Consider the following 26232-nt stretch of genomic DNA (forward strand, 5'->3'; position numbering starts at 1 on the left):
CCCGGCGTAGCGGAGGAGCGTCGCGCCGACGCCCACGGCGCCCGGATTGTGCGCGTAGACCGCCCGAGCCTGCCGGTCGCGGGCGGCAACGACCGGCAGGCTTGAGAGGGGATGTACGTTGCGTACGAGGATCAGACGGGCGACGTCGGCGGGATCTCCATCACACCGATAGCGGCCAGGCCGATCAGATGCGTTCCGACGCTCCGCGCCTCGCCTATCGTCAGCTCTACAAAGGAGCGATCCTCGATGCTCAGGTGGACGCGGGGCTCGGCGTCACCCGGCCCGAGGCTGAGATCGATCCACATCCACTGCGGCTGCCCGGCCAGGGGGATCGCGTTCAGCTCGATGGACCGCAGCCAGGCGTTGTGAATGCGCTCACCAGGAGGCTCATCGATGTGGGGCTCCACGCACCAGGGCGGGCACGACCGGCGCGAACGCTCAGCCGTACGGCCCGGCCGGAAAGGCATGCCCCACGTAGCTGGTCCCTTCCGATTGCGGAGGCCGACTCCGGCGGACGTCGTGATGCGGTTTCCGATCATCGGAGCACCGCCATCTCGGCCAGGCTCTCCTGTTCCGCGATGGCCTGACACAGTTCGCGCAGGTTGTCGGCGTCGACGGTACGGCAAGCACCCGCCTGCTCGGCCTCCGATGGGAACGGCCGTTCACGGCTCGCCCAGAAGCGGCCGGCGTCGCTCCTCATGATCCGCCACCCGGCGAACTCCGTGCCGGGCGCAGCGGCCCTATCTTGGGTCATGGGTCAGGAACCTCGCTTCCTGATCAAGGACCCGTCCGATCGTGCCCGCGACGGGCGGGTCCGTCCTTGTATCGCCTCTGATGGCGATGACTTTGCTTAGCCGCTCCCCTCTGTCATCATTCTTTTACTGTTCGTGTCCGCTCTGCGACATCATGGCTCGCACAGTGCGAGATGGCAAGGAACTGTGCGGGCAATCTTCACGCGATCATGACTATCCAAGGGCTTGGTGATGAGAAGTCCCACTGTGAGACACCGCCGATTGGGTCGCGAACTGCGGCGACTCCGTGAGCAGACGGGTCTCTCACCCGAGGTGGCAGCCCACCAGCTTGGGTGGAGCCGTTCGAAGCTCAATCGCGTCGAGAACGCGCGGCTGCTGCCGAGCGCGGAGGACATCGGCAACGCCTGCGATCTGTACGGCGTGGACAGCAGCGGGAAGGCTGGCCTGATCCAGCTCGGCAAGGACGCCGGCAAACGAGGCTGGTGGACCGCCTACAGCGACGTCTTCACCGGCTCCTACATCGCGCTGGAAAGCGAGGCGACGGCCATCCGAATGTGGGAACCTACGCTGGTTCCCGGCCTGCTCCAAAGCGAGGATTACGCCCGCGAGATCATCTGCGCTACAAGACCCGAACTTGCTTCGCCGGACATCGACCGGCGCGTGGACGCCCGCATGGCACGCAAGATCAACCTTCTCGGCTCTCACGCCCCTACTGTGCACGCTCTGCTCGACGAGGGCATCCTGCACAAGCCCGTCGGATCACCGGGCCTCACGGCACGCCAGCTTGATCACATCCTCCAAGTCGCGGCTTGGCCGAACGTCACTATCCAGGTCCTTCCGCTGGCGGCCGGCGCCCACGGCGGCATGGAGGGAGGCTTCTCCGTGCTGAGTTTCGACGACGAGGATCCTGACGTCGGATACGTCGAAGGGCCAGCCGGCGACGTGTACGTAGAGGCGACCGATCAAGTACGGCGGCTTATGCTGACATTCGAACGCATCCTCAACATATGCCTGTCCCCCGAGAAGTCAGCAGAGCTCATAACTGCGGCGAGGAGTGAACATGATCTCCCCTGATCTGTCCGGTGCCGAGTTCCGTAAATCCAGCTACAGCGGTGGCGGGAACAACTGTGTCGAGGTGGCGACGAACCTGCCGGGGGTGGTGGCCGTACGGGACAGCAAGGACCGCACGGGCCCGGTCCTGGCCTTCACCCCGAGCGAGTGGAGCGCCTTCATCGCGGGTGTCAAGAAGGGCGAGTTCGGCAGCTGATCACCCGGCGACCGACCAGGTGCGGCGTGCCCCTTCTGTCACGTGACGGGCGTCGATCCCTGACCGAGTGGCCCGAGCACCTGTTCGCGGCGATCCGCAGCGCCGCCCGCGTCGTCCGTCCTGGGGATCTTTCGCCGTGAGCCGGTAGCGTTGGTGCACATGACAGCTATCGACTCCACCACCTCGGGTGCGTACGGCATCGGCCTTGCCACGATCGCCGCGGACGGCACCGTGCTGGACACCTGGTTCCCCTCCCCGGCGCTGGGCGAGCCCCCGGCCGTGGGCACCGAGCGGATCGCGGGCGACAAGCTCGACCCGGCCATGGCGGCCCTCGTCGGCCCCGACGCCGCCCGGGGCGTCGAGGTCGTGGCCGTGCGCACCGGCATCGCCGACCTGTCTGCCCCGCCGGCCGACACGCATGACGTGTACCTGCGTCTGCACCTGCTGTCCCACCGCCTGGTCCGGCCGCGCGCGCTCAACCTCGACGGGATCTTCGGGCTGCTGTCCAACGTCGTGTGGACCAACCACGGCCCGTGCAAGGTGGAGGGGTTCGAGGAGGTACGGCTGCGCCTGCGGGCCCGGGGCCCGGTGACCGTGTACGGCCTGGACAAGTTCCCCCGCATGGTCGACTACGTGCTGCCCTCCGGGGTGCGGATCGCCGACGCCGACCGCGTACGGCTCGGCGCCCACCTGGCGAGCGGCACCACCGTCATGCACGAGGGCTTCGTCAACTACAACGCCGGCACGCTCGGCGCGTCCATGGTCGAGGGCCGCATCTCGGCCGGGGTGATCGTGGGCGACGGGTCCGACGTGGGCGGCGGCGCCTCGATCATGGGGACGCTGTCCGGCGGCGGCAAGGAGGTCATCTCGATCGGCGAGCGCTGCCTGCTCGGGGCCAACTCCGGCATCGGCATCTCGCTCGGCGACGACTGCGTCGTGGAGGCCGGGCTGTACGTCACGGCGGGCACCAAGGTCACGCTGCCGGACGGGGCGGTCGTGAAGGCGCGGGAGCTGTCGGGCAAGTCGGGCCTGCTGCTGCGCCGCAACTCGACGACCGGGGCGGTCGAGGCGGTGTCCCGCGACAGCAGGGGCATCGAGCTCAACGCGGCGCTGCACGCCAACGACTGACGCCGGAGCGGGCCCCCTCCCCCCACCCTGAGATGACCCTGAGTCTGCCCTGAACTTGGCCTTCGGCCCTGTGACCGGCGGGAGGGCGGCCCGTACCGTGAAGGCATGGGACGCATTCTCCTCATCGCCGCAGCCGTGGTCGTCGGCTTCTTCCTTCTCGGCTCCGTCATCGGGCTCATCTTCGGCGCGCTGAAGTGGGTTCTCATCATCGGCGCGATCGCGCTGATCGTGTCGGTCGTGCTCAAGCTCACCCGGAGCAGCAGGTCGAGCCACTACTCCTGACCCGGCGACATGACCGGGCGCGCAAAGACCGGGCGCGCAAAGACCGGGCGCGCAAAGACCGGGCGCGCAAAGACCGGGCGCACAAAGACCGGGCGCGCAAAGACCGGGCGCACAAAGACCGGGCGCACAAAGACCGGGCGCACAAAGGGGCGGGCCCCGCCGCGGATGCGGCGGGGCCCGCTGTCACTCGCGCCTCGTGTTACGAGAGGGGCGGGTAGGCGTTCTGCATGAGCTGCTGGAACTGAGCGGAGAACCAGTGGCCGGAAACCGGGGCGTTCGCGAGAGCGCCGCTCGGGTTGTTGCCGTTCAGGCTGTTACCGCCGTAGGTCGGGTCGCACATGCGGTCGAAGCCCTTGCCCTCGTCGTTGTCGATGGCGGAGCTGGAGCCGTCCGACTCACCCGGGGGCTTGATCCAGACGTAGGCGTCGAGACCGGTGGCGGGGTTCGCCCTCGGACGCTCACCGAGACCGGCACCGGACTGGTTGCACCAGTTGCCGGCGTGGATGCGGCGGTCGACGCGGGACTCGTTGACGAACGTGTCCACGTTGGTGGACGTGCTCGGACCGGTCGGCCGGGCCGAACCGCCCCAGCCGTTGCGGGAGGTGTCGATCAGCATGCCCAGCGTGTTCGGGAAGCCCTTCGCCACCAGAGCGTTGCGGAGAGCGATCGCGAAGGACTGCTCGTCCACGTACCAGTTCCAGTCCACCCAGTGGGACTGACGCACCGACTGGCCGTTCACCGAGGTGTTGATGGTGAAGTACGGCTCGACCGTCGCGCCGAAGTTGGCGGTGTTGACGATGAACCCGTCGATGCTGTTCACGCCGGCGGTGGTGCCGCTGGCGACCTGGTAGAAGAGGTTCACCATCGGCTGGAAGTTGTTGTCCCAGCCGAGCCAGGCGTGGTGCGCCGCGTCCACGTAGGTGTAGACGTTCTTGATCGCGTGCAGCTTGTTCAGCGCGTACTGCACACCCTGGACGTAGGCGCCCGAGGACTGGGCCTCCTGACACGCCTGGAACGAGCTCACGTTGGTGATCAGGTTCGGCAGCGAGTCGGGCTCGATGATCGTCACGATGCGGAGGTTCGAGTACTTCGAGTCCGACATGATGTCGGCGATCACGTCGATGTACTCGCTCTTGTACCGTGCGAGGCCGTTCTGCGCGATCTTCAGCTCACCGTTGGAGGCGAGCGCCGAGCAGTCGCGGTTCGGCAGGTCGTAGATGACGACCTGGATCGTGAGAGGCGTGCTGCCGTTGGCCGCGTCCTGCCTGACCGCCTCGTCGAGGTGGTCGCGCAGGCCCATGCTGTTGTTGCCGGCCGAGCCGGAGCTGATCGCCGCGATGCGGTCCAGCCAGACCGCCGTGGACATGTTGGCCACGCGCGAGCCGCCCGGCTCGGAGGCGGCGCTCGCCGACCAGTCCGGGTTCACGTAGCCCGTCGCGCCGGAGTACGGGTTGTCCACGTGGGTCCCGGGCGGCGGCGGCGAGGTCGACGGGGAGGGCGACGGCGAGGGGGAGATCGACGGCGAGACCCGCGGGGAGGGCGAGGCCGACGGGGACACGCTCGGGGAGGCCGAGGGAGAAGCCGAGGGAGAGGCCGAGGGAGAGGCCGAGGGCGAGACGGACGGCGACGGCGAGGGCGACGGCGACTGCGGGGTGCCGTTGCAGGAGACGCCGTTGATCTTGAAGTCGGTCGGCGTCGGGTTGCTCCCGGACCAGGTGCCGTTGAAGCCGATGTTCGTCGAGGAGCCGGTGGGCATGGACTTGTTCCAGTCCATGGCGGTCACGGTCACGTTGCTGCCCGACTGGCTCCAGTTGCCCGACCAGCCCTGGGTGACCTTCTGGCTGCTGTTCGGGAACGTGAACGCGAGGGTCCAGCCGTTGATGGCGTCGCCCAGGTTCTGAATGGTCAGGTTGACGGACATGCCGCCCTGCCACTCACTGGCGGAGTAGGTGACTTTGCAGGAGACCGCGGCACTCGCCGAGGTGGCGGTGGCGACGGCCGCCGTGGAACCGAGCGCGAGCACGGCCGCCGCGACCAGGCCGCGGCGCACCGTGGAGCTCACGGCTCCCGGTCGGGGGGTGGATCTCATTGGGAAGGTCCTCCTGGCGATGAATTCTGCGCTTGGGAGCGCTCCCACGAACCATAGGCACCGCCTCCGGCGCCGTACAGGGACCCGTCAAGGGCGGATGAACGGCGAAGTCGCGGCGCGGCGTTCACTTCGCGTCCGAGCAGGGATTCCGTCACGCTGTTACGTCTGAAGTCACCTACGTGTTTCGTGAAAGTTTCACCCTTCCGCAGGCGAAACGCGTGGCCAGGGGGCCGGATGTCTCCTCCGGCCCCCGACGCGCGGAAGCGGGGAACCCGCGCGACGCGGGAACACGGCGCCACCTGGTCACGGGAGGAACCCGCCCGGCGGGTAGCATCCGTGAGTCACACATATCGCGAATGGGGATCGTCATGACCGTCAAAGTGACCGTCACCGGCGCGGCCGGCCAGATCGGTTACGCGCTGCTCTTCCGCGTCGCCTCGGGTCAGCTCCTCGGGGCGGACACTCCGGTGAAGCTGAGCCTTCTGGAGATCCCGCAGGCCGTCAAGGCGGCCGAGGGCACCGCGATGGAGCTCGAAGACTGCGCGTTCCCGCTGCTGCGGGGCATCGAGATCTCCGACGACCCGGCCAAGGCCTTCGACGGCGCCAACATCGCGCTGCTCGTCGGCGCCCGCCCGCGTACGAAGGGCATGGAGCGCGGCGACCTCCTTGAGGCCAACGGCGGCATCTTCGGCCCGCAGGGCAGGGCCATCAACGACCACGCGGCCGACGACATCCGCGTGCTCGTGGTGGGCAACCCCGCCAACACCAACGCGCTCATCGCGCAGTCCGCGGCTCCGGACGTTCCGGCCGAGCGGTTCACCGCCATGACCCGCCTCGACCACAACCGCGCGCTCTCGCAGCTCGCGGCCAAGCTGAACGTGCCGGTGACCGAGATCAAGAAGATGACGATCTGGGGCAACCACTCCGCGACGCAGTACCCCGACCTCTTCCACGCCGAGGTCGGCGGCAAGATCGCGGCCGAGCTGGTCGAGCAGGAGTGGCTGCGCGACACCTTCATCCCGACCGTCGCCAAGCGCGGCGCCGCCATCATCGAGGCGCGCGGCGCGTCCTCGGCGGCGTCCGCGGCGAACGCGGCGATCGACCACGTGTACGACTGGGTGAACGGCACGCCCGAGGGCGACTGGACCTCGGCGGCCATCCCGTCCGACGGCTCCTACGGCGTGCCCGAGGGCCTCATCTCGTCCTTCCCCGTGGTGTCCAGGAACGGCCGCTGGGAGATCGTCCAGGGCCTGGACATCGACCCGTTCTCCCGTGAGCGGATCGACGCCTCGGTGAACGAGCTGGTCGAGGAGCGCGACGCCGTACGGGCTCTCGGTCTCATCTGACGACCGCCTCGTCTGACGACCGCGCACGAAGGGGCGGGCCCGCCGCGGGCCCGCCCCTTCGTGCCGTCCGGGGTCCGTCACCCGGTACGGCGAGGCGTACGCAACAGAGATGTGACGAACCGGCGACGCCCGGGGCTGGTCCAATTGCATGGCCTCCCAGAAAGGAGAAGTCATGCGCCACCCCGCCCTGCCGGTCGTCTCGGGTCTGGCCGGCCTCGCCCTGTCCACGCTCACGATCTTCACGACGGCCGCGCCCGCCACGGCCCAGACCACGCACCACTCGATCCGCTACGCCTCGGTGGACGCCTGCCGGATCAAGGACGGCACCGAGGTGCCGTGTCACACCTGGCGGCTGGACCTGCTCGACGGCAGGCGGGTCGCGCTCAAGGACGCCATGCTGTGGCCGATCGACGCCAAGGGAAAGGTCGACAAGAGCACCAGCGCGCCCCTCACCGTCAGTGGCGACGGCGAGTCGGTGGCCTACTTCCGCAAGTCCGATCACCGCCTGGTGGTGCGCGAGTTCCACGGCGGGGTCCTCAAGGGGGTCCGCGTGATGCCGAAGACGCCGCTACCGCGCGGCGTCGGCATGGACTCGGTCTGGCTGGACATGTCCCAGGACGGCGGCCGCCTGGCCCTCCTCTACACCGACGAGCACGGCGCGACGCACGGCCGCCTGTTCGACGTCGCGCGGGCGGCCGCGACCGGCACGATCCCGAAGTCGGACGGGTTCTCCGGCTTCAGCGCGGACGGCTCGGCCGTCCTCCTGCCGCGGGACGCCGGCGCCAACACCACCGGGCTGTCCGTCCACGACCTCACGGGCGCCGAGCTGACCGGCGCGGTCCCACCCCAGATCGTGGCCAACAACGGCCCGTGGGCGCTGGCCGCCGACGGCCGCACGGTCGCCTTCGTCACCGGCAGCGGCAAGAAGGCCGCGCTGCGCTTCTACGACGTCAGGACCGACCAGACGGGAGGCTCCGTGCCCATCGCGCTGCCGAAGGACGTTTCGCCCGACACCGTCGACTGGACCGGCGAGCACGAGGTGACCGTCCACGTCTCCGATTACGAGCGCGCCCGCGACGTGGTGACCGTCCTCACGATCGACACCCGGACGGGCACGACCCGGGTCCGCGACCGATACAAGGTCCGGCCCGGCGTCTACACCTACCAGAGCTGCGGCGGCTGACCTCGGCGCCGCCAGGGACGCGGATATCGACATGGCCACCAGCGCCGCCATCTCGGTCACGACGGTGAGGCGCTGGGTGAGCCCGGCCGGCACCGTCCCGGGGTCGAGGCCCAGCATCCGGAACACGTACGGCACGACCACGAGGACCAGCGAGCCGAGCGCGACGGCGCACAGCACACGCACCAGACGCGAACGGGTGGCCCGGGCGACGCGCAGCCCGGCCACCGGCAGGCTGGCGAAGGCGACGAAGGCCGCATAGCGGTGGATGTTGCCGGAGAGCGACAGCGGCGCGCCCAGCGGATCGGTCGGGAACCCGGCCACCAGCAGCAGGCAGGCGCTCCACAGGCCCACCAGCAGCGCTGCGCGCCGGTCGAGCCGCCCCAGCCGGTCGAGCCGTACGGCGAGCACGGCCGAGCCCACGGCGATCGACGTCAGCGAGAGGGGTAACAGCCAGCCGTCCGGCGCGTAGAAATACTGGCTGATCGTCGCCGTGAGCGGGTCGAGCCCTCCCACCAGGTGCAGCGCGAACATCGCGGTGGCGCCGGCCGCGACCAGCGCGTATCCCAAGACCATTCCCATGGCTCTTCACTCTGGCCGCGGGAAGGGCACCGGCCCATCGGAGATCCACCCGAGCCGTCCCTGAGGGATCCCCTAGGAGACGTCGGCGGAATCGGCCGGGGCAGTCTCGGGGGTGGAGGCGCGGAACCAGCGGCAGCCGTACCTGCCCATGGGGAAGCGGGCCCGGCCGTCGCCGGAGATCTCCACCGTGCCGTCCACCAGCAGGTCGGTCAGCACCGTGGACGAGCCGAGCCCGTCCAGGGTGATCTCCACCTCGACCTCGGTCTCACCGAGGTTGTGCACGGCCACGACCGTCTCGCCGTCGCGATCGGCCCGGTGGGCGAACACGGCGTCAACACCGGTGTCCAGCACCGCGTACTCGCCCCAGGCCAGCTCGGGGCAGTCGCGGTAGTGCCGGATCAACCGGGTGATCCACGACAGCAGCGAGCCGGGGTCGCGCTCCTGCGCGCTGACGTTGACCTTCTCGGGGCCGTAGTCCCCGGCGGGCATGGGGATGCGCACTTTCGAGGGATCGGCGTCGCTGAAGCCGCCGTTGCGGTGCGGGGTCCACTGCATGGGCGTGCGGACGGCCTGGCGGCCCTCCAGCTCCAGGTTCTCCCCCATGCCGATCTCCTCACCGTAGAAGAGCACCGGGGTGCCCGGCAGCGAGAACAGCAGGCTGTAGACCATTTTGATCCGGTCGAGGTCGCCGCCCAGCATCGTCGGCACGCGCCGGCGCAGGCCCCGGCCGAACAACTGCATGTCCTTGTCCGGGCCGAAGGCCGCGAAGACCTCCTCACGCTCGGCCTCGCTCAGCTTGTCGAGCGTGAGCTCGTCGTGGTTGCGGACGAACGTCGCCCACTGGGAGTCCTTGGGCGCCTTGGGGCGCTCCCGCAGGGCCGCGGCCAGCGGACCGGCGTCCTGGCGGGCCAGCGACAGGTAGCTCCGCTGCATGGTGATGAAGTCGAAGCACATGGTGATCTCGTCGCCGAGATCGTTGCCGAAATACCGCACCAGGTCGTCGTACGGCAGGTTGACCTCGCCGAGGAGGATGGCGCTGCCGTCGCGGCGGCTGAGGAAGGCCCGCAGGCAGGAGAAGAACTCGTGCGGGTCGGGCAGCTCGTCGCTGTCGGTGACCTGCTCGACGAGGAACGGCACGGCGTCCACCCGGAAGCCCGACAGGCCCAGCTCCATCCAGAAGCCGAGGATCCGGGCGATCTCGTCCCGCACCTCGGGGTTGGTGGTGTTCAGGTCGGGCTGGAACCGGTAGAAGCGGTGGAAGTAATACTGCTCGGTCTTCTCGTCGTACTCCCAGAGGCTGTCCTCCTGATCGGGGAACACGATGCCCTTGGGATCGTCGGGCTCCGGCTTGTCCGACCAGATGTACCAGTCCCGATAGCGGGAGTCGCGGCCGGAGCGGGCGTCCTTGAACCAGGGATGCTGGTCGGAGGTGTGGTTGACCACGAGATCGGCGATGACCCGCATGCCGCGATCCCTGGCCACCCGCATGAACTCGACGAAGTCGCCGAGCGTGCCGAGGCGGGGATCGACGCGGTAGAAGTCGGTGATGTCGTAGCCGTCGTCCCTGTCGGGCGTCGGGAAGAACGGCATGAGCCAGATGCACGTCACACCCATCCGGTCCAGATGGTCGATGCGCTGGATCGCCCCCCTGAAGTCACCGATCCCGTCGCCGTCGCCGTCGGCGAAGGTCTCGATGTCGAGGCAGTAGACGACCGCGTTCTTCCACCACAGATCGGAGGTCATGCTCAGTCTCATGACCGTTGCCGCTGCCCGGCAAAGGAACGGCAAAACATCGGGCCCGCGCCGCCGCAGCGGCGCGGGCCGACGTGGTACCGCGGGCGCGGCCGGTCACGACCGCGATGTCACCGTGAGTCACGTCTTCAGAGCGGCGTGACCTGTTCGGCCTGCGGTCCCTTGTTTCCCTGAACGGTCACGTAGCTGACTCTCTGGTTCTGGTCCAGCGTCCGATAACCGTTCGAATTGATCGCCGAATAATGAACGAACACGTCAGCGGTGCCGTCGTCCGGAGCGATGAACCCGAAGCCCTTTTCGGCGTTGAACCACTTGACAGTGCCTTCAGACAACTGCTTCTCCTTCTTGGAAGCCACACCATGTTCCCAGGTCAGGAACACGAGGCTGCACAGCGGATTCGTCGCGCGACCCGCGTGGGACGCTGGAAGTGCGCGCATATCCGCCGCCGGATGTAACCCGGGTGCGCTTTTTACAAACCATGTTTTCAGGAATTGTCTACTGCGACACTCGCAGCCTGTACGGAGAGTACCCGCGATTACCCGAGGCTATGCCGGTGCCGCCATGTACCAGCGCGCGTGCCCGTCACCGCGCGTGAGCGAGTCGAGCCGCCGGGGCAGCTCCTGCCGGGAGAACGGGTCGCCGGAGGCGTTCCGGATATGGATGCCCACGGCGTACATGTCCCGCACCTCCATCAGCGTGCTGTAACCGGGCCACAGCCGCAGGTCCGAGCCGTACGCGCGGGCGAACTCGTCCACGTCGGCCGCCGACAGGCCGAAGCGGCGCTGCCCGTGATAGGTGTGCACCAGGTCCCACTGGCGCGGGCCGACTGCCACGCCGTCCCAGTCGCACAGCACCACGTGCCCGTCCTGGCAGCGCAGCAGGTTGTCGATCCAGGCGTCGCCGTGCAGCAGCACCGGCGAGCCGGTGTCGAGGTCGTGCCAGCGCCCGGTGAGCTCCTCGATGCGGTCGCTCAGCCACGACCGCTGGGTGGCGGTGAGCACCTCGGCCCGGTGCTCCACCGCGTGCCGCACCTCGGCGAGCGGGTCGGTGAGCGTCCGCAGCCCCACCGGCGGCAGCGGCTCGCGGTGCAGGCTGCGCAGCACCCGGCCGAGCTGCCGGGTCGTCGGGCGGCCGCGGGAGGGGACGTAACGCCAGAAGGTGACCGCCCGGCCGTCGTGCACGATCGGCTGGTCGGCGATCTCGTCGGCGGGCCGCACCGTCGGGAAGCCCCGGTCGGCGAGCCAGCGGGCGACCGCCACGACCACCGGCAGCCGGGTCAGCGCGTCCGGCGCGGTCGCGATCCGCACCACCAGCTCCCCGCCCGCCACGTCCCCCTGCAGTTTGAAGACCGCGTTGCTGCGCAGCCGCAGGAGCCGCGCCCCGCGCGCGTCCACCCCGATGCTCGCGCAGACCTCGCGCAGGACCCCGAACGCCTCCTCGGCCAGCGGTGCCGGCTCCATCGTCCTCATCGCGGTTTCAGGCACCCTCGGCCGCCGGGTACAGCCCGCTCATGGCGAGTGTGGGCGTCGACTCCGCCAGCACCCGTCGCAGGCGCCGTACGGCGGGCAGCGCGGGGTCGGCGTCCGCCAGCAGGGCCCTGGCCCGGGTGACGACGATCGAGGTGCGGTGCTCGGCGGGCACCTGGCGCAGCGCGTCCGCGGCGATCCTGCACGCCTCCTCGTGATCGCCGTTCCTGGCCAGGTGGCTCGCCTGGTCGAGCAGGATCAGCGCCGGGTCGATGGTCTGGAAGCCCGGGGGGAACCCGTCGATGCCCTGCACCTGCTGGGCGTCCCCCAGCTCGATCAGGGTGCCGGTGCGGTAGAACTTCATCCGCTTTTCCGTGAAGACGAAGGCCAGGTCGTCCTGGCTGATGCCGCGCATGCGGGCGAAGATCTGCTCCGCCTCGGCGAGCGCGGTCCTGGCGGCCTTGCCGTCGCCCATCCTGGCCAGCGCGCGGGCCTCGGCCGCCGCCGCCAGCGCCGCGGGCGAGCTGGGGGCCGAGCCGGCCAGCGTCCGCGCCTCGCGGGCCAGCCGCACGGTCTCGTTCAGGTCGCCGTAGTAGTAGAGGAGCATCGTCTGCTGGGCCCGCACGAGCGCCCGCAGCCGCAGGTCGCCCACGTCGTCGGAGGCGGCGCGGGCGGTGCCGTACCAGGCGTGGGCCTGGCGGGTGTCGCCCAGCTTCATCAGCGCGTCGGCGGCGAGCAGGGTGAGCATCGTGGTCGCGGTGAGCAGGCGGCGCTGCACCGACGACGGCTGGCGGACCGCGCTCAGCCGGCGCACGTCGGAGATCTCCAGCATGACCCGGCAGAGCATCGGCGTCGGCGGGGTCGTCATGTACTCCCTGCGGTAGCGCAGCACCTGCTCGTCGAGCCGGTCGAGCTGGTCCTCGCTCACCGTGCCCGCGGCCAGCGTGCGGTCGAGGTCGTGGCGCAGGCTCTCGATCTCCGCGAAGAACCGGCCGCTCGGCGTGCCCATGAGCATCGCCTGGTGGAACATCGCCCGGCGCTCCGCGTCGTCGGCGGCCGGGTCCTCGGCGCGGGTCTGCTCACCGGTCTGGCCCGGCCCCACCACGACGATCTTCTGCCCGCCCGTGTCCTCGCAGTAGTCGGCGGCCAGGCCGAGCCGTACGGCGTTGGCCCGGTAGAGCCGGGCCAGCAGGTCGATGGTCTGGGGGCGCGGGCGGGCCCGGTTGTTCTCCCAGGCGTTCAGCAGGTCGATGCTCGCTCGCGGGTGGCCGAGGTTCTGCTGCTCGCAGAGCTGCTCCAGCTCCTCGATCGCCTGCCGGGCCGACCATCCGCGGCCGAGCCGGTGCGCCTTCAGCAGGCTGACGCCGCAGCATCCGTGGATCGCCTGGACGGTCTGCCACAGCGTCCACTGCCGTGCCTGTGCCTGTTCGCGCCAACGACGCGCGCAAGCGGGTGAGTGCTCTCCGCGGGCCATGTGCACGCCCTCCACTGGTGAAGCGGTCCCCGTTTACGGTTGTTTCCCCAAGGTAAACACGCAGGCACCCAACCCCCCGGGACTGTTATCCCTTCGTGTTCCCGAACCCGCGGGTGTTCCACGGAAACCGGGCGAATTCCCTGGTTGTTGCACGGTTTCGGCGAATCGGCGCGATTGCCGGTGGGTCGTTGCGGGTTCACCCTTTCCGGTGATAGGTCCTGACGTTCCCGGAGGCTGACCATGACGACGGTAGACCGCAGCGAGGCGATGGACCACCTGGAGCGGCTCGCCGCGCAGCTCGAGGCCCACTCCTTCCAGGTGCGCCTGACGGCGCCGGCCGGTCTCTATCCACGTCTGCGCGTCATCAACCCCATGGAGCCCACGATGGCCGAGGACGTGCTCGCGTCCAACGCCAGCGACGGCGAGTGGTGGTACTGGCTGTCGTGGGCCGGCCGGATCGGGCACGCCTCCGACGTGGTCACCGCCGCCGAGCGCATCGCCAGCGTCCTCCACGTCATCCGCCGCTGATCCGCCACTGATCCGCCGCTGGGCCATCCGGACCACAGCACCGGATCGCCCGCACCGCCGCCTGCCGGCCGCCTACAGTTCCGTCAGGACAGGCCGGACAGGCTGGACAGGCGCACCGCTGTGACCGAGTGGCACGAAGACGCCCCCGGCTTCGTCCGCTTCCTCCTCGCGGACCCCGACTGGGACGACGACGTCGAGTTCCCCCGGCACAAGGACCTCCCACGAGAGGTGGACCTCGGCTGACCGGTGGCGAGGCGGTCAGGCGAACTTCGACTTCGGGCGGTCCTGGAGAACGCCGTCGACGTACACGTCCACCTTCTCGTCGTAGAAGGCGACGAGCCCGGCGATCTTCTGCGACTCCGGGAGCGGCGTGGGATACGACCAGACGAGGTCCCTGCCGGACTCCTCCTCGCCGACCGACCAGTACACCGCGCGGCCCTTGTACGGGCAGTGCGTCACGGTCTCGGACGGGCGCAGCAGGTCCAGCCGCACATCGGTCTTCGGCAGGTAGTAACGCGGGGGCAGACCGGTCTCGAACAGGATGCGCGGGTTGTGCGAGTCGGCCACGGTCACGCCGCCCACCTCCACCCGGACGTGGCGCGAGCTGGGCAGGATGTCCACCCGCGTGTACGGGTCGCGGGGGTGGACGAAGACCTCCTCGTCCTCCTCGAACCAGTTGTCCATCGCGTCCCAGTCGAAGCGGACGTGGCCCCGGATCTGATCGAGCGGCGCGTCGTCCCCGTACACGAGGGCGGCGCCCGCCCGGCCGGCCACGTCGTGGACCACCGCGTCGCCCCTGCTCGGCGAGTGCCGCGTCTCCCCGGTGGCCTTCAGCTCCTCCATGCGGACGTCGTCCGCCGGGAAGTAGTACGTCGGGTAGTAGGGAACCTCCCAGACCAGCAGGGCCCTGGTGGTGTCGGCCACCGCCCTGCCCTCGACGTAGACGCGCACGCGCTTGGCCGTCGTCTCCACCCGGACACGGCCCCGTTTCGTCGGCTCCATGCCCGCACCAACCAGCGGGCGGATCGTCCTTATTCCCCGGCCTCACAATCGCCATTTCTCGGTGTGCGGTGCGGGGTCGCTCCGCGCTATCGACAGCGAGCGGATAAGTCGCTTACCCTCGGCTAGGTGGGTCTTCGCCTATACGATACGCATCGCCGCGCCGTCCGCGATTTCGTCCCCCGAATTCCCGGAACTGTGTCGATTTATCTCTGCGGTCCCACCGTCGTCGTTCCGCCGCACGTGGGGCAACTCAGATCGCAGGTGAATTTCGACATCCTGCACCGCTGGCTGAAAAACAGCGGATATGAGGTCCTGCTCTGCCGGAACGTCACCGACATCGAGGACAAGATAATCCACAGGGCCATTTCCGAGGGGGTTCCCTGGTGGCGGATCACCGATCCCGTCCACCGCGCCTTCGTCCGCACCTACACCGCCCTGGGCTGCCTTCCGCCCAGCGTGGAGCCGCGGGCGACGGGGCACATCCCGGAGATGATCGAGATGGTCGAGCAGCTGGTCGCCTCCGGGCACGCGTACGAGTCCGACGGCAACGTCTATTTCTCGGTCGGCACCTACCCGCATTACGGATCCCTTTCCCGGCAGCAGGCGAGGCATCTGCGGGCGACCGAGGAGAACGAGCACGGAAAACGCGATCCACGCGATTTCGCGTTGTGGAAGAGCGCCAAACCCGGCGAGCCGGTGTGGAACTCGCCCTGGGGCGAGGGGCGCCCGGGGTGGCATCTGGAGTGTTCCGCGATGGCCCGCAGATATCTGGGCACGGAATTCGACATCCACGGCGGCGGGGCAAATCTCATATTTCCGCACCATGAAAACGAAATGGCGCAGTCACGGGCCGCAGGGGACTCGTTCGCGCGATTCTGGCTGCACAACGGGCCGGTGACGCACCGGGGCGAGAAGATACGTAAACACCAGCGCAACCCGCTGGCCGTCCCCGCCCTGCTCGACCGGGTGCGGCCGGCCGAACTCCGTTATTACCTGGCGGCGGCCCATTACCGGTCGCCCGTGGAATTCAGCCCCGACGCCCTGGACGAGGCGGCGGCGGCCTACCGGCGGATCGAGAGGTTCGTGCTGCGGGTGGCCTCCGACGCCGCCGCGCCCCTTCCCCCGCAGTTCAGCGAGGCCATGGACAACGACCTGAACGTGCCGCAGGCCCTCGCGGCCGTCCACGGCGCGGTGGCCGAAGGCAACGCCGCGCTGGCGTCCGGAGATCGCGAACGGGCGGCCGGGAAATGCCGATCGGTGCGGGCCATGCTGAATGTGCTCGGCCTCGATCCGCTCAGCGATACCTGGCATCGGGAAACGCATCTGCAGGAAGTGGCGGGGGCCGTACTCCGGGTGGTCCGTAATCTCGCCGCCGCCAGCGCCCGGCAGGGAGATCACGAACGTGCGCGGATCATGGAGCAGCACATCGAGAGGGCGCTCGCTAAACGCCACCAAATCGAGCACGCCGCGCTTATCAGATAGATCTTGATCGCACGGCGCGGCGTCGGTGCGGCGTCGGCCCAGAGCCGGCACAGAGCCGGCACAGAGCCGGCACACAGCCGACGCGGCGTCGGCGCGGGCCCAAGCACACACGCGGCGCACACGCGACGCACACGCGACGCGGACCCAGTACACACACGGCGCACACGTGACGCGGACCCGGCGCGGGACCCGGCCGGCGCGCGGGCCGCCGCCGGGCCGTCCGCGGCGCGCGGATGACCGGGCGGCGAATGTTACAAGAACAAGAACTGGCGACCGGAGGATAATCTCGGCCGATTCATGGGAATCATGAAGGCACCAGCTGACGGACACCGCCGAAAGGAGGGCCCCGATGAAGAAGGTGCAGATCGTGCCGCGACCGCGGCCGCCGAGAGTTCCCGCCCCGATCGACCTGCGCACCCCCTCGGGAAGGGTCCTCCCCTACTAACCCCGATGGCTCCGGATCAGCGTCCGGCCAGCTCGTAGCAGTGGGCGAAGCCCTCGAGCACGGCGGGCCAGGAGCACCGGACCGGCTCCGTCTCCCTGTTGTGCTCGGCGATCGACCGGCGCAGGGCGGAGTCGCGGGCCAGCCGTACGACCGAGGCGACGAGGTCGTCGAACGTGCGGCCCAGCAGGCCCTCCTTGCCCGGCCTGACGAAGTCGGCCACGCCGCTCTGCGCCCGCGCGACCACCGGCACGCCGGCCGCGCGGGCCTCCAGCGCGGCCAGGCCGAACGACTCGCGCGGCGCCGGGGCCACGAACACGTCGGCCACGGCCAGCAGGTCCTTGATCTGCTCCCGGCTGTACCTGCCCGGCAGCGACACCCAGCTCATCCGGCGCGCCCGCAGGTAGCGCTCCATGCGCCCGCGGGCCGGTCCGTCGCCCACGATCGTCGCGCGCATCGCGATGTCCCTCGGCACCCTGTCGCGGGCCGTCTCCAGCAGCTTGAGCAGGCGCAACGGCTGCTTGCGCGGCGCCAGCCTGCCGACCGCCACCACGTGCACCGCCGCGTCCCCGGCGTCCTGCACACCGTCCCGTACGGAACCGAGCCGAGCCGAGCCGGACTGTGCCGAGCCGGACTGTGCCGTGCCCGACTGTGCCGTGCCCGACTGTGACGTGCCCGACTGTGACGGGCCGGACTGCGCCGGGCCGGGCTGTGACGGGCCGGGCTCGGGCCGCCATGAGGTCACGTCCAGGCCGTTCGACACCACCTGCACGGGCACGCGGGGCCCGGCCACGGCGCGGATCGGCCGCGCGGCGGCCTCGCTGACGGCGGTGAGGACCAGGCCCCAGCGCCGCCACCCGAAGGCCGCCTGGAGCGCCCGGTAGACGCCGCGGGTGACCGGATCCCACATGCTGTGGACGGTCGCGACCACCGGCAGCCCGGCCCGGACCGCCGCCTGCACGCCCATCCACGCGAACGGCGAGACGGCCCCCGTGTGGACGTGTACCACGTCGAACCGGCCGCTCCTCATGATCCGGAGAAGGTGGGCCGTGCCGCGCGGATGGACCGGCAGGTCGAACGGGAGGTTCGCGACCACCCGGTGCACCCCCGGCAGCCGCTCCCCCGGCGTCGCCGTCACCACCTCGACCGTGTGGCCCGCCTCGCGCTGAGCCCTGACGAGGTCGGCGACCTGCACCTCGATCCCCCCGAGCCGCGGCAGATAGCAGTCGCTGACGTGAAGAATCCTCACCGGGTCAGCCTGACAGAGCCCGCCACGCCCATCAAACCGCGTGCCTATTCGGACTGCTCAGGGGGAGGGCGACGTCACGCGACCCGGGCCACGTGGGATCATGGGCGGAACCGGCGGCGCAGACGAGTGGAGCACGCGATGACGACGTTCCGTGGGGCGCGATGAGGACGGCGGTGTTCTTCCACGCCCATCCCGACGACGAGGCGCTGCTGACCGCCGGGACCATGGCAATGCTGGCCAACGAGGGGCACCGCGTGGTGCTCGTCGTCGCGACGGCCGGTGAGCGCGGCCTCGCCGACCTCCCGCACGGCGAGGAGCTCGGCAGGACCCGCATGGACGAGCTGCACCGCTCGGCGGCGGCCCTGGGCTGCGCCCGGGTCGTGCTGCTCGGCTACGGCGACTCCGGCCTGGCGATCGACGGCGGCGTGGCCGACGACCGGCCGGACAACGCGTTCATCGACGCCGACGTCGAGGAGGCGGCGCAGCGGCTGGCCTCGGTGCTCAAGGAGGAGACGGCCGACCTGCTCACGATCTACGACCCGGCCGGCGGCTACGGCCACCCCGACCACGTGCAGGTCTACCGGGTCGGCAGCCGGGCCGCCGAGATCGCCGGGACGCCCATCGTGCTGGAGGCGACGGTCGACCGCGACCTCCTGCTCAAGGGTGTGCGGCTGGCCTCCCGGTTCTACCCGGCGATCGACGTGCGGAGCTTCGAACGGGCCTACTCGCCCCGCGACGCGATCACCCACCGCGTCAACGTGCGCAAGTACGCCAAGGCCAAGCGGGCGGCGATGGCGGCCCACGCCACCCAGGCCACCGGCGGCGACGGCGACCGCACGCTGGGCGCGATGCTGAAGATCCCCGGGCCCGCCTACCGGTTCGTCTTCGGCACCGAGTGGTACGTGCGCCGCGGCCTGCCCCGCGGCACCCGCCTGCGGCACCCCTTCGACGGCGGCCCGCACATCCCTTAAGGGCTTACTCCTCCCCCAGGAGGAGCCCGGCACCTCCGGGGACCGGCAGACTGGAGGGGACCGGCAACCGGACTTGGGGGCGTACGCGGGTGAACAGGAAGTGGCTGCAGATCGCGCTGTCCGTGGTGTCGCTCGGGCTGGCCACAGCACTGGTGATCTATCTCCCGCAGATCGTGCACACCCTGACCGGCGCCACCGTGAGCTGGACGGAGATCGGCCACGAGTTCGGCGGCCTCGGCTGGCAGACGATCGCGCTGATGACGATCCTGTGGCTGGCGAGCCTGTACGCGTACACGTTCGTGATGACCTCCGCGCTGCCCGGGCTCACGCACATGCAGGCGCTCACGCTCAATGCGGCGGGCAGCGCGGTCAGCAACCTGCTGCCGTTCGGCGGCGCGGCGGGCGTGGCCCTGACGTTCGGCATGACCCGCGGCTGGGGCTTCGCCAACCGGCCGATCGTCGTCTACACGCTGGTCACCGGCATCTGGAACTCGCTGTTCCGGTTCATCCTGCCCGCCGTGGGGATCGTGTGCCTGCTCATGGCGGGCAAGGCCACCAATCCCACGGTCGCCAAGGCGGGCTGGGTCGGGGCCGTCTCGATCCTCGTGCTCGTCGCCGTCGTCGCCACGGCGCTCTACTGGGACCGCGCCGCCGCCGTCCTCGGCCGCGTCCTCGACGGGATCGTACGGCTCGCGCCCCGGCGGTTCCGCCCGGCGGAGCACGCGGCGTCGGCGGCCATCGAACGGCTGCGCAGGGACACGGCCGAGATCATCCACAGCCGGTGGGCGGGCCTGTCGCTCGGGATGGTCGCCTTCCTCGCGTTGCAGTGCCTGATCATGGCCGCCTGCCTGGTCGCCACGGGCTCCTACCCGGGGCCGGCCGAGACCGTCGCCGTCTTCGCGCTCAGCCGCGTCCTCACCACCGCCCTCGTCACGCCGAGCGGAGCGGGGATCATGGAGGGGGGCGTCGCGACGCTGCTGATCGGGGCGTTCGGCCAGCCCGCGGGCGGGGCCACCGCGGCCGCCGTGCTGTTCGGATTCTGGACCTACACCATCGAGATCCCCTGGGGCGGGCTGGCGCTCGGCGGCTGGTCCCTGCTGCGCAGGCGTGAGGCCCGCGCCGCCTCCGCCGAGGCGGAACCGGCCGTCTCCCCGGACCCCACCCGGGTCCGCTGATCAACTGCGGGTCACCCTGCCGATCTCCTACACTCGCGGGGCGAGAAGGTGAGGGTGTCCGGGTTGGTGAATGCCTTGTGCCCCTTCGCGGGCGCGCATACGGTGACGCCTGAGACAGGACGACGAGCGGCGGCCGGCAGGCACGACGTGCGAGAGCGGAGGAACGCCCGATGAGCCCCCCGACGAGCCCGGTGACGTTCCGGGTCCTCGGACCGGTGGGGGCGCACGACGGCACCCACGAGCTCGATCTCGGCGGGCTGCGGCAGCGCGCGGTGCTGGCCCGCCTGCTCGTGGCGCGCGGCCAGGTCGTGCCCGTCGACACCCTGCTGTTCGACCTGTGGGACGACGACGCCGCGAAGGGCGCCCAGTCGGGGTTACAGGTCTACATCTCCCGGCTGCGCCGCGTGCTGGAGCCCAACCGGCCGCGCGGCGGGCCCAACCGCCTGCTCGTGACCGTCGCGTCGGGATACGCCCTGCGCGCCGCGCCGGAGCAGGTGGACGCGCTGCGCTTCGAGGCGATGGTCCGCTCGGCCGGGGAGCGGATGGACGACAGCCCCCAGGCCGCCCGGGCACGGCTCGACACCGCGCTCGCGCTGTGGGAGGGCACGCCTTACTCGGACTTCGCCGATCAGCCCTGGGCGGAGGCTGAGGTGGCGCGGCTCAGCGAGCTGCGCCTGGTGGCCAGGGAGCGGCACGCCGACGCCGGGCTGCGCATGGGCCTGCACGCCGAGACCGTGCCCGACCTCGAGGCGCTGACCACCCAGCACCCCCTGCGTGAGGAGGGCTGGCGGCTGCTCGCGCTCGGGCTCTACCGGTGCGGGCGGCAGGGCGACGCGCTCGCCGCGCTGCGCCGGGCCCGCACGATCCTGTCCGACGAGCTGGGCATCGACCCCGGGCCGGCGCTGCGGAAGCTGGAGTCGGACATCCTGTCGCAGGACCCCGGGCTCGACCTCGTGCTTCCCGCGCCCCGGCGGCCCGTGGAGATCTCCGCGACCTGGCCGCCCCGGCCGGTCGCCACCGGCGACGCCCCGCCGCTGGAGCCCGAGCCGTTCGTGGGCCGTGACGCCGAGCTGGCCGCGCTCACCGCCGCCGCGCCCCGCGCCCAGGCTGGCCGGTTCACCGTCGCGGTGGTCAGCGGCGACCCCGGTGCGGGAAAGACGACGCTGGTGCGGCGGCTGTTCGAACGCCTGGAGGGCGACGGCTGGATCGGGGCGACCGGAGGCTGCCCTGACAGCACGGCGACCCCGCCCGGCTGGGCCTGGGTCGAGGTGCTGCGCGGCCTGGTCGCGCGCAGGGGCGCGGGCGAGTACGCCGCGCTGCTGGCGCCGCTGCTCGACGACACCGCCCCCGACATCGCCGACGACGAGGCGGCGGGCAGTTTCCGGCTGCACCGGGCCGTCGGCGGCTACCTGTCGGCCGTGGCGCGCGAGGCCCCGCTGCTGATCCTCCTGGAAGACCTGCACTGGGCCGACGACCAGACGCTCGCGCTGCTGCGCGCGCTGCCCAGCCTGCTCGCGGCCAGCCGCGTGCTCGTCGTGGTGACCTGCCGCGACGGCGAGCTGAACGACCAGCAGCAGGACGTGCTGGCCGCGCTGGCCCGGCTCGATCCCGTACGCGTCGGGCTCGGCGGCCTCGACGACGCCGCGGTCGCGGAGCTCGTGCGGGCGACCTGCGTGCACGAGGTGGACGACGAGGTCGTCAGCACGATCGTCGAGCGGGCCGGGGGCAACCCGTTCTTCGTCAAGGAGACGGCCCGGCTGTTCGAGGCCGAGGCCGACATCTCCGAGGTGCCGTCGGGCGTGCGCGACGTGCTGCGGCGGCGGATCGCCCGGCTGCCCGAGCGGGCCCAGCAGGTGTTGCTGCAGGCCGCCGTGATCGGCCGCGACGTGGACGTGGACGTCCTGGTCGACGTCTCGGGCGACGAGGACGCCGTGGTGGACGCGGTCGAGGCGGCCCTGCTCGCCGGGCTGGTGACCGAGCCGGGCCCCGGCCTGCTCAGGTTCGACCACGACCTGGTCAGGGACACGATCTATTCGGACGCCTCCCGGCTGCGCCGTTCGCGGCTGCACGCCGCGGTCGCCTCGGTGATCGAGCAGCGCAGCCCGAACGACGTGGCGGCGCTGGCCCACCACTACGACGCGGCGGGCACGGTGGAGACGGCCGCGAAGGCCGTACGGTATGCCGGTCTGGCGGCCGAGCAGGCCGAGCGCAGGTTCGCCCACCGGGAGGCCGCGACGCTCTGGCAGCAGGCCATCGCCGCCTTCGACCGTGCTCACGCGGGCCGGGGACCGGCGCGTGACCGGCTGGAGCTGCAGCTGCGGCTGATCAGGGCGCTGGCGCTGTGCGGGGACATGACCGCCGCCCGTGCGCATCGGGGTGAGGCGATGTCGGTCGCGCTGCCCCTCGGCGATCTGGAGCTGACCGCCCGGGTCGCGGCGGCGCTCGCGGTGCCGCACAAGGGCATCGCCCGCGACTTCACCCGTACGGCCTGGGAGATCGTCGACGTCACCGAGAAGGCGCTCGTCGAGCTGCCGGAGGGCGAGCAGTCGCTGCGGGCCAGCCTGCTCGCGACGCTGGCCCTGGAGCTGGAGGGATCGGCCACCGAGCGCGGCTACCAGGCGTCGCTGGAGGCCGAGGAGCTGGCCAGGTCGAGCGGCGACCCCGCGCTGCTGGCGATGGCGCTGAGCGGGCGGCTGCGGCAGTCCTACACGCTGACGCAGGTGGACGAGCGCGAGACCATCGGCCGTGAGCTGCTGCGGGTCGGGGCCGAGTCGGGCCAGATCGCGGTGCAGACGCTGGCGCACCTCGTGTTGCTGGAGTGCGCGGCGGCCCGGGGCGACTTCGCCGAGGCCGACGAGCACCTCGCGCAGGCCGAGCGCCTCGGGCGGCAGTACGCCCTGCCCGCCCCGGCGGCGGTCGGCGCGTGGTACGCCGGGCAGCGGCTGATGATCACCGGTGACTACGCCGGGGCCGAGCGGGCCTACCGCAACGCGGCGCGGCTGACCGCGCGGGCCGGCATGCTCGAAGGCCGCCAGGACCTGCCGCTGATCGCCACGTTCTGCCTCCACCTGGTGGACGGGCGGGCCGCCGAGATGGCCGAGCCGCTGGGCGAGGCGCACCAGCGCGGCGCGAAGTGGACGCTCGACGCCTACGCCGTGGCGCTCGCCTCGGCCGGGCACATCAGGGACGCACAGGTGGTGGCCGCGAGCCGGGAACCGGTCCGCACCGACTTCCTCTACGAGCTCGCGCTCATCTGGCGGGCCCTCGCCGGGATGCTGCTGGACGACGAGGGCCGGATGCGGGAGGCGTACGAGAAGCTCGCGCCGTTCCGCGACCGCATCGCCGGGGCCGGCACCGGTGTGGTCGCCCTGTGGCCGGTGGCGAAGACGCTCGGCGACCTCGCCGTACGGCTCGGCCTGCCGGCCCGCGACCACTACGAGAAGGCGCTGGCCGTGGCCGAGCGGGTGGGCGTGCCCCGCTGGGTCGCCGAGGCCCGCGGGGCGCTCGCGAACAGGTGAGCGGGCGGGCGAGCGGGCGGGCAGGGAGCAGAGGGGCGGAGTTCGCAAAGGCCCCTGTCGCATCACGAACCCGTCGCCTCTCGTGCCCTCAGGTGTACATAGGACGAATTGATCGCCGGTTGACATTCGCTTGCAATCGGCGCGAGCCGGGACGCTAAGGTGAGGCTGGCCTGATGACTGCCCCCATGACCGGCGGTGAGAGCACGTGAGGATCCCTGACCCCACGGCCGCCTCCGTGTTCGGCCTTCCTCTGTGGCTGGTCGTCGCGGTCGGCGCGGTCGCCCTTTTCGGCGCGTTCCAGGTGTACTACTGGGTCGGCCGCCGGCTCGGCGAGGCGCTCTACCGCTCCCGGGTGGGCCGCAGGATCGGCCGGGAGCGGATCGAACGCGTGGAGAACGTCGTGCGCCGGTGGGGCGCGCTCGCCGTCTACGGCTGCTTCTGGGTGCCCGGCCTGCGGCACACGCTGCCGTGGGTCGCGGGGGCTCTTCGGGTGGACTACCGCTGGTATGTGACGGCCAGCGCGCTCGGCTGCCTGACCTGGGTGCCGGTGACCTCCTTCGGCCTCTATTCGCTCCTGTGGGCCTGGCTGTCGCTGGCGGCCCGCTCCCCCGTGCTGGCCGCCGCCGTCGTCGCCGTCATCGCCGTGGCCGTCGCCCTCCTCGTACGGCGCCGCAGGAGGAGGGGCCGCGGCGGGGACGCGCCCGCCGCGCCCGAGGCCGTGCGATCATGTCGGGATGCGTAACGGGGTACTCATCGCGCTGGCCGCCGCCCTCGTCACGGCGGGGGCCGCGACAGGGCTCACGGCGGCGCCCGCTCAGGCAGGGCCCGCTCAGGCAGGGCCCGCTCAGGCAGGGCCCGCTCAGGCCGCGGAGAAGCCGTCGGTCACCGCCAGGGAGGCCTACCTGGTGGACATCACGGACGGAGCGCATGGAGCGCACGGAACGGTCCAGTTCGCCAAGCGCGAGACGCGCCGGGTGCCGATAGCGAGCCTGACCAAGGTCATGACCGCCTACGTGGTGCGGCGGCAGGCCCGCCTCGACGATGTGGTGACCATCAAGCAGGCCGACGTACGGCACGCGGTGGCCGGCGGGGCCACGACGGCGGGCCTGCGGGCGGGCGAGCGGCTCACCGTGCGCGACCTGCTCTACGGGCTCATGCTCCCCTCGGGAGCCGACGCCGCGCACGCCCTGGCCGAGAAGTACGGCCCGGGGACGGCGAAGTTCGTCGCCAAGATGAACGCCGCGGCCCGGCGTCTCGGGCTGCGCGACACCCGCTACGCCAACCCCGACGGGCTGCCCTCGAAGGCGTACTCCACCGCCCGCGACCAGGCGACGCTGGCCGCCGCGGTGCTGCGCGACCCCGTGATCGCGACCGTCGCCAAGACGCCCAAGCGGGTGGTCGGGAAGTCGGCCCACCACCGGGCGCACGTGTGGCGCAACACCAACGACCTGCTGCGCGACGGCGCGGTGGGGCTGAAGACCGGCTTCACCAACCAGGCCGGCTACTGCCTGTCGTTCGCCGCCGTCCGCGACGGGCGCACGTACGTCGGGGTCGTGCTGGGCGAGCGCAGCGACAGGGCCAGGTTCGCGACGGCGCGCAGGCTGCTCGACTGGGCTGCCGAAGGGGTCGCTGAAGGGGCTGGCGGAGGGGCCGCGGGAGGGCCTGGCGGAGAGGTCATGGAAGGGGCCGGGGTCATTCTCTCCTGAGCAGGCCGTGGCAGGCGATGGCCGCGGCGGCCACCACGTTCAGGGAGTCGACGCCGAGGTCCATCGCCCGTGCGCTCATCGGGATGCAGACGGGCTCGTCGGCCTCGTGCAGCCAGTGGGACGACAGCCCGTCGCCTTCCGAGCCGAGCATCAGCGCGACCCGGCCGGACAGCGGGGCCTTGTCCAGCGGCACGGCCGACTGGTCGGGCGTGAGCGCGAGCAGGCGGAAACCGGCCGCCCTGAGCTCCGCCAGGCCGCCGTGCCAGTCGGTCATCCGGGCGTACGGGATGGCGAACACCGCCCCCATCGACACCTTGACGGCGCGGCGATAGAGGGGGTCGGCGCAGCGCGGCGACAGCACGATCCCGCCGACGCCGAGCGCCGCCGCGCAGCGGAAGATCGCCCCCACGTTGCCGTGGTCGACCAGGTCCTCCAGCACGAGGATCCTCGCCCCCGCGTCCGCGAGGAGCTCGCCGACCGAGGGAAGCGGGGTGCGCTCCATCGCGGCGAGCGCGCCGCGATGCACCTGGAAGCCGGTGATGCCCTCCATCACCCGGTCGGAGACCACATAGACGGTGGCGTCGCCGACGACGTCGGCCAGCGCGTCGAGCCACTTGGCCGTGGTCAGCACGGAACGCACCGGGTGGCCCGCGCCGATCGCCCGCCTGATGACCTTCTCGCCCTCGGCGACGAACAGCCCGCGCTCGCTCTCGACGCTCTTGCGCAGATCGACGTCGCGCAGCCGGACGTAGTCCGACAGGCGCGGATCCGCCGCGTCCTCCACCGGGATGACCACGGCCCTCAGCGTACGGCCAGGCCGAACGCTCCCGCACACCCGCTC

General features: G+C 71.0%; 24 protein-coding genes and 1 pseudogene. 14 read left to right on the forward strand and 11 right to left on the reverse strand.

Features of this window, described 5'->3' with window-relative positions; all coding sequences use genetic code 11:
• Window positions 1-131: 131 nt before the first annotated feature.
• Both OHB01_RS01410 and OHB01_RS01415 read right to left on the reverse strand, forming a co-directional pair.
• Window positions 132-407, reverse strand: coding sequence for a hypothetical protein (locus OHB01_RS01410; protein WP_328854830.1), 276 nt, complete (start codon window positions 405-407; stop codon window positions 132-134).
• A gap of 128 nt (window positions 408-535) precedes the next feature.
• Window positions 536-754, reverse strand: coding sequence for a hypothetical protein (locus tag OHB01_RS01415; RefSeq protein WP_142651050.1), 219 nt, complete (start codon window positions 752-754; stop codon window positions 536-538).
• A 229-nt stretch (window positions 755-983) separates the two neighbouring features.
• On the opposite strand from OHB01_RS01415, the gene OHB01_RS01420 reads away from it, so the two are divergent.
• From OHB01_RS01420 to OHB01_RS01435, 4 genes are all read left to right on the forward strand, one after another.
• The gene (locus tag OHB01_RS01420) at window positions 984-1826 is read left to right on the forward strand and encodes a helix-turn-helix domain-containing protein (RefSeq protein ID WP_205830954.1); all 843 of its coding nucleotides are present in this window, start codon (window positions 984-986) and stop codon (window positions 1824-1826) included.
• On the forward strand, window positions 1813-2019 hold the full coding sequence (locus tag OHB01_RS01425; RefSeq protein WP_142651051.1) for a DUF397 domain-containing protein: 207 nt from the start codon (window positions 1813-1815) through the stop codon (window positions 2017-2019). Before OHB01_RS01420 ends, OHB01_RS01425 begins: the two co-directional genes overlap by 14 nt.
• Window positions 2020-2178: 159 nt before the next feature.
• Window positions 2179-3147: a 2,3,4,5-tetrahydropyridine-2,6-dicarboxylate N-succinyltransferase gene (gene dapD / locus OHB01_RS01430; protein WP_328854831.1), complete on the forward strand. Its 969-nt coding sequence runs from the start codon at window positions 2179-2181 to the stop codon at window positions 3145-3147.
• Between the two features lie 105 nt (window positions 3148-3252).
• Entirely contained in the window at window positions 3253-3429 is a 177-nt protein-coding gene (locus tag OHB01_RS01435) for a hypothetical protein (RefSeq protein ID WP_167530540.1), read from the forward strand.
• 199 nt (window positions 3430-3628) lie between these two features.
• On the opposite strand, the gene OHB01_RS01440 is transcribed toward OHB01_RS01435, so the two are convergent.
• Complete coding sequence (locus tag OHB01_RS01440; RefSeq protein WP_328854832.1) at window positions 3629-5518, reverse strand: glycoside hydrolase family 6 protein; 1890 nt, start codon at window positions 5516-5518, stop codon at window positions 3629-3631.
• 368 nt (window positions 5519-5886) lie between these two features.
• Here OHB01_RS01440 and OHB01_RS01445 point away from each other — a divergent pair, with 368 nt between their 5' ends.
• Together OHB01_RS01445 and OHB01_RS01450 are read left to right on the forward strand one after the other, a co-directional pair.
• Window positions 5887-6864, forward strand: coding sequence for a malate dehydrogenase (locus OHB01_RS01445; RefSeq protein ID WP_142651054.1), 978 nt, complete (start codon window positions 5887-5889; stop codon window positions 6862-6864).
• 172 nt (window positions 6865-7036) lie between these two features.
• Window positions 7037-8047: a hypothetical protein gene (locus OHB01_RS01450; RefSeq protein ID WP_240971999.1), complete on the forward strand. Its 1011-nt coding sequence runs from the start codon at window positions 7037-7039 to the stop codon at window positions 8045-8047.
• An 87-nt stretch (window positions 8048-8134) separates the two neighbouring features.
• On the opposite strand, the pseudogene OHB01_RS39800 reads toward OHB01_RS01450, so the two are convergent.
• The 5 genes and pseudogenes from OHB01_RS39800 to OHB01_RS01475 all read right to left on the reverse strand — a co-directional run.
• A pseudogene (locus tag OHB01_RS39800) lies at window positions 8135-8626 on the reverse strand (DUF998 domain-containing protein); the annotation flags it as partial.
• A gap of 72 nt (window positions 8627-8698) precedes the next feature.
• A complete protein-coding gene (locus OHB01_RS01460) occupies window positions 8699-10369 on the reverse strand; it encodes an alpha-amylase family protein (protein ID WP_261985813.1) in 1671 nt (556 codons plus the stop codon).
• A gap of 137 nt (window positions 10370-10506) precedes the next feature.
• Window positions 10507-10710 (reverse strand): cold-shock protein, encoded by a 204-nt coding sequence (locus tag OHB01_RS01465; RefSeq protein ID WP_079315906.1) that lies wholly within the window; start codon window positions 10708-10710, stop codon window positions 10507-10509.
• 213 nt (window positions 10711-10923) lie between these two features.
• Window positions 10924-11847 (reverse strand): phosphotransferase enzyme family protein, encoded by a 924-nt coding sequence (locus OHB01_RS01470; protein WP_142651058.1) that lies wholly within the window; start codon window positions 11845-11847, stop codon window positions 10924-10926.
• Between the two features lie 7 nt (window positions 11848-11854).
• Complete coding sequence (locus tag OHB01_RS01475) at window positions 11855-13318, reverse strand: XRE family transcriptional regulator (RefSeq protein WP_142651059.1); 1464 nt, start codon at window positions 13316-13318, stop codon at window positions 11855-11857.
• Window positions 13319-13558: 240 nt separating this feature from the next.
• Here OHB01_RS01475 and OHB01_RS01480 point away from each other — a divergent pair, with 240 nt between their 5' ends.
• Window positions 13559-13846: a hypothetical protein gene (locus OHB01_RS01480; protein ID WP_079315904.1), complete on the forward strand. Its 288-nt coding sequence runs from the start codon at window positions 13559-13561 to the stop codon at window positions 13844-13846.
• Between the two features lie 120 nt (window positions 13847-13966).
• Complete coding sequence (locus tag OHB01_RS01485) at window positions 13967-14089, forward strand: hypothetical protein (protein ID WP_261985814.1); 123 nt, start codon at window positions 13967-13969, stop codon at window positions 14087-14089.
• Window positions 14090-14104: 15 nt separating this feature from the next.
• Here the strand turns inward: OHB01_RS01485 and OHB01_RS01490 are convergent, their stop codons facing one another.
• Entirely contained in the window at window positions 14105-14848 is a 744-nt protein-coding gene (locus OHB01_RS01490; RefSeq protein WP_142651060.1) for a DUF427 domain-containing protein, read from the reverse strand.
• 126 nt (window positions 14849-14974) lie between these two features.
• Here OHB01_RS01490 and cysS point away from each other — a divergent pair, with 126 nt between their 5' ends.
• Window positions 14975-16330 carry a cysteine--tRNA ligase gene (gene cysS, locus OHB01_RS01495; RefSeq protein ID WP_147943584.1) on the forward strand — a complete coding sequence of 452 codons (1356 nt, stop codon included), beginning with the start codon at window positions 14975-14977 and terminating at the stop codon, window positions 16328-16330.
• A gap of 461 nt (window positions 16331-16791) precedes the next feature.
• Here the strand turns inward: cysS and OHB01_RS01500 are convergent, their stop codons facing one another.
• The gene (locus tag OHB01_RS01500; RefSeq protein ID WP_328854833.1) at window positions 16792-18021 is read right to left on the reverse strand and encodes a glycosyltransferase family 4 protein; all 1230 of its coding nucleotides are present in this window, start codon (window positions 18019-18021) and stop codon (window positions 16792-16794) included.
• 161 nt (window positions 18022-18182) lie between these two features.
• On the opposite strand from OHB01_RS01500, the gene OHB01_RS01505 reads away from it, so the two are divergent.
• The 5 genes from OHB01_RS01505 to OHB01_RS01525 all read left to right on the forward strand — a co-directional run bounded on the left by OHB01_RS01505 (window position 18183) and on the right by OHB01_RS01525 (window position 25391).
• Window positions 18183-18992 (forward strand): PIG-L deacetylase family protein, encoded by an 810-nt coding sequence (locus tag OHB01_RS01505; protein ID WP_142651063.1) that lies wholly within the window; start codon window positions 18183-18185, stop codon window positions 18990-18992.
• 89 nt (window positions 18993-19081) lie between these two features.
• Window positions 19082-20167 carry a lysylphosphatidylglycerol synthase domain-containing protein gene (locus tag OHB01_RS01510; protein WP_142651064.1) on the forward strand — a complete coding sequence of 362 codons (1086 nt, stop codon included), beginning with the start codon at window positions 19082-19084 and terminating at the stop codon, window positions 20165-20167.
• 170 nt (window positions 20168-20337) lie between these two features.
• Entirely contained in the window at window positions 20338-23685 is a 3348-nt protein-coding gene (locus tag OHB01_RS01515; RefSeq protein WP_142651065.1) for an AfsR/SARP family transcriptional regulator, read from the forward strand.
• 205 nt (window positions 23686-23890) lie between these two features.
• Window positions 23891-24427 carry a DedA family protein gene (locus OHB01_RS01520; protein ID WP_142651066.1) on the forward strand — a complete coding sequence of 179 codons (537 nt, stop codon included), beginning with the start codon at window positions 23891-23893 and terminating at the stop codon, window positions 24425-24427.
• Complete coding sequence (locus OHB01_RS01525) at window positions 24420-25391, forward strand: D-alanyl-D-alanine carboxypeptidase family protein (protein WP_328854834.1); 972 nt, start codon at window positions 24420-24422, stop codon at window positions 25389-25391. Before OHB01_RS01520 ends, OHB01_RS01525 begins: the two co-directional genes overlap by 8 nt.
• Here the strand turns inward: OHB01_RS01525 and OHB01_RS01530 are convergent.
• Entirely contained in the window at window positions 25378-26187 is an 810-nt protein-coding gene (locus OHB01_RS01530; RefSeq protein WP_142651068.1) for a TrmH family RNA methyltransferase, read from the reverse strand. The two genes, OHB01_RS01525 and OHB01_RS01530, sit on opposite strands and share 14 nt — an antisense overlap.
• Between the last annotated feature and the right edge of the window lie 45 nt (window positions 26188-26232).

The organism is Microbispora hainanensis, assembly GCF_036186745.1.
In the GTDB taxonomy this organism is placed as follows: Bacteria; Actinomycetota; Actinomycetes; order Streptosporangiales; family Streptosporangiaceae; genus Microbispora.

What these genes read in the sequence shown, in the direction of transcription:
- dapD (WP_328854831.1), top strand. Translation starts at nt 2,179, where the DNA reads ATGACAGCTATCGACTCCACCACCTCGGGTGCGTACGGCATCGGCCTT.
- OHB01_RS01460 (WP_261985813.1), bottom strand. Translation starts at nt 10,369, where the DNA reads ATGACCTCCGATCTGTGGTGGAAGAACGCGGTCGTCTACTGCCTCGAC.
- OHB01_RS01475 (WP_142651059.1), bottom strand. Translation starts at nt 13,318, where the DNA reads ATGGCCCGCGGAGAGCACTCACCCGCTTGCGCGCGTCGTTGGCGCGAA.
- OHB01_RS01415 (WP_142651050.1), bottom strand. Translation starts at nt 754, where the DNA reads ATGACCCAAGATAGGGCCGCTGCGCCCGGCACGGAGTTCGCCGGGTGG.
- OHB01_RS01515 (WP_142651065.1), top strand. Translation starts at nt 20,338, where the DNA reads ATGAGCCCCCCGACGAGCCCGGTGACGTTCCGGGTCCTCGGACCGGTG.
- OHB01_RS01440 (WP_328854832.1), bottom strand. Translation starts at nt 5,518, where the DNA reads ATGAGATCCACCCCCCGACCGGGAGCCGTGAGCTCCACGGTGCGCCGC.
- OHB01_RS01490 (WP_142651060.1), bottom strand. Translation starts at nt 14,848, where the DNA reads ATGGAGCCGACGAAACGGGGCCGTGTCCGGGTGGAGACGACGGCCAAG.
- OHB01_RS01505 (WP_142651063.1), top strand. Translation starts at nt 18,183, where the DNA reads ATGAGGACGGCGGTGTTCTTCCACGCCCATCCCGACGACGAGGCGCTG.
- OHB01_RS01525 (WP_328854834.1), top strand. Translation starts at nt 24,420, where the DNA reads ATGCGTAACGGGGTACTCATCGCGCTGGCCGCCGCCCTCGTCACGGCG.
- OHB01_RS01450 (WP_240971999.1), top strand. Translation starts at nt 7,037, where the DNA reads ATGCGCCACCCCGCCCTGCCGGTCGTCTCGGGTCTGGCCGGCCTCGCC.
- OHB01_RS01420 (WP_205830954.1), top strand. Translation starts at nt 984, where the DNA reads ATGAGAAGTCCCACTGTGAGACACCGCCGATTGGGTCGCGAACTGCGG.
- OHB01_RS01435 (WP_167530540.1), top strand. Translation starts at nt 3,253, where the DNA reads ATGGGACGCATTCTCCTCATCGCCGCAGCCGTGGTCGTCGGCTTCTTC.
- OHB01_RS01480 (WP_079315904.1), top strand. Translation starts at nt 13,559, where the DNA reads ATGACGACGGTAGACCGCAGCGAGGCGATGGACCACCTGGAGCGGCTC.
- OHB01_RS01470 (WP_142651058.1), bottom strand. Translation starts at nt 11,847, where the DNA reads ATGAGGACGATGGAGCCGGCACCGCTGGCCGAGGAGGCGTTCGGGGTC.
- OHB01_RS01445 (WP_142651054.1), top strand. Translation starts at nt 5,887, where the DNA reads ATGACCGTCAAAGTGACCGTCACCGGCGCGGCCGGCCAGATCGGTTAC.
- OHB01_RS01425 (WP_142651051.1), top strand. Translation starts at nt 1,813, where the DNA reads ATGATCTCCCCTGATCTGTCCGGTGCCGAGTTCCGTAAATCCAGCTAC.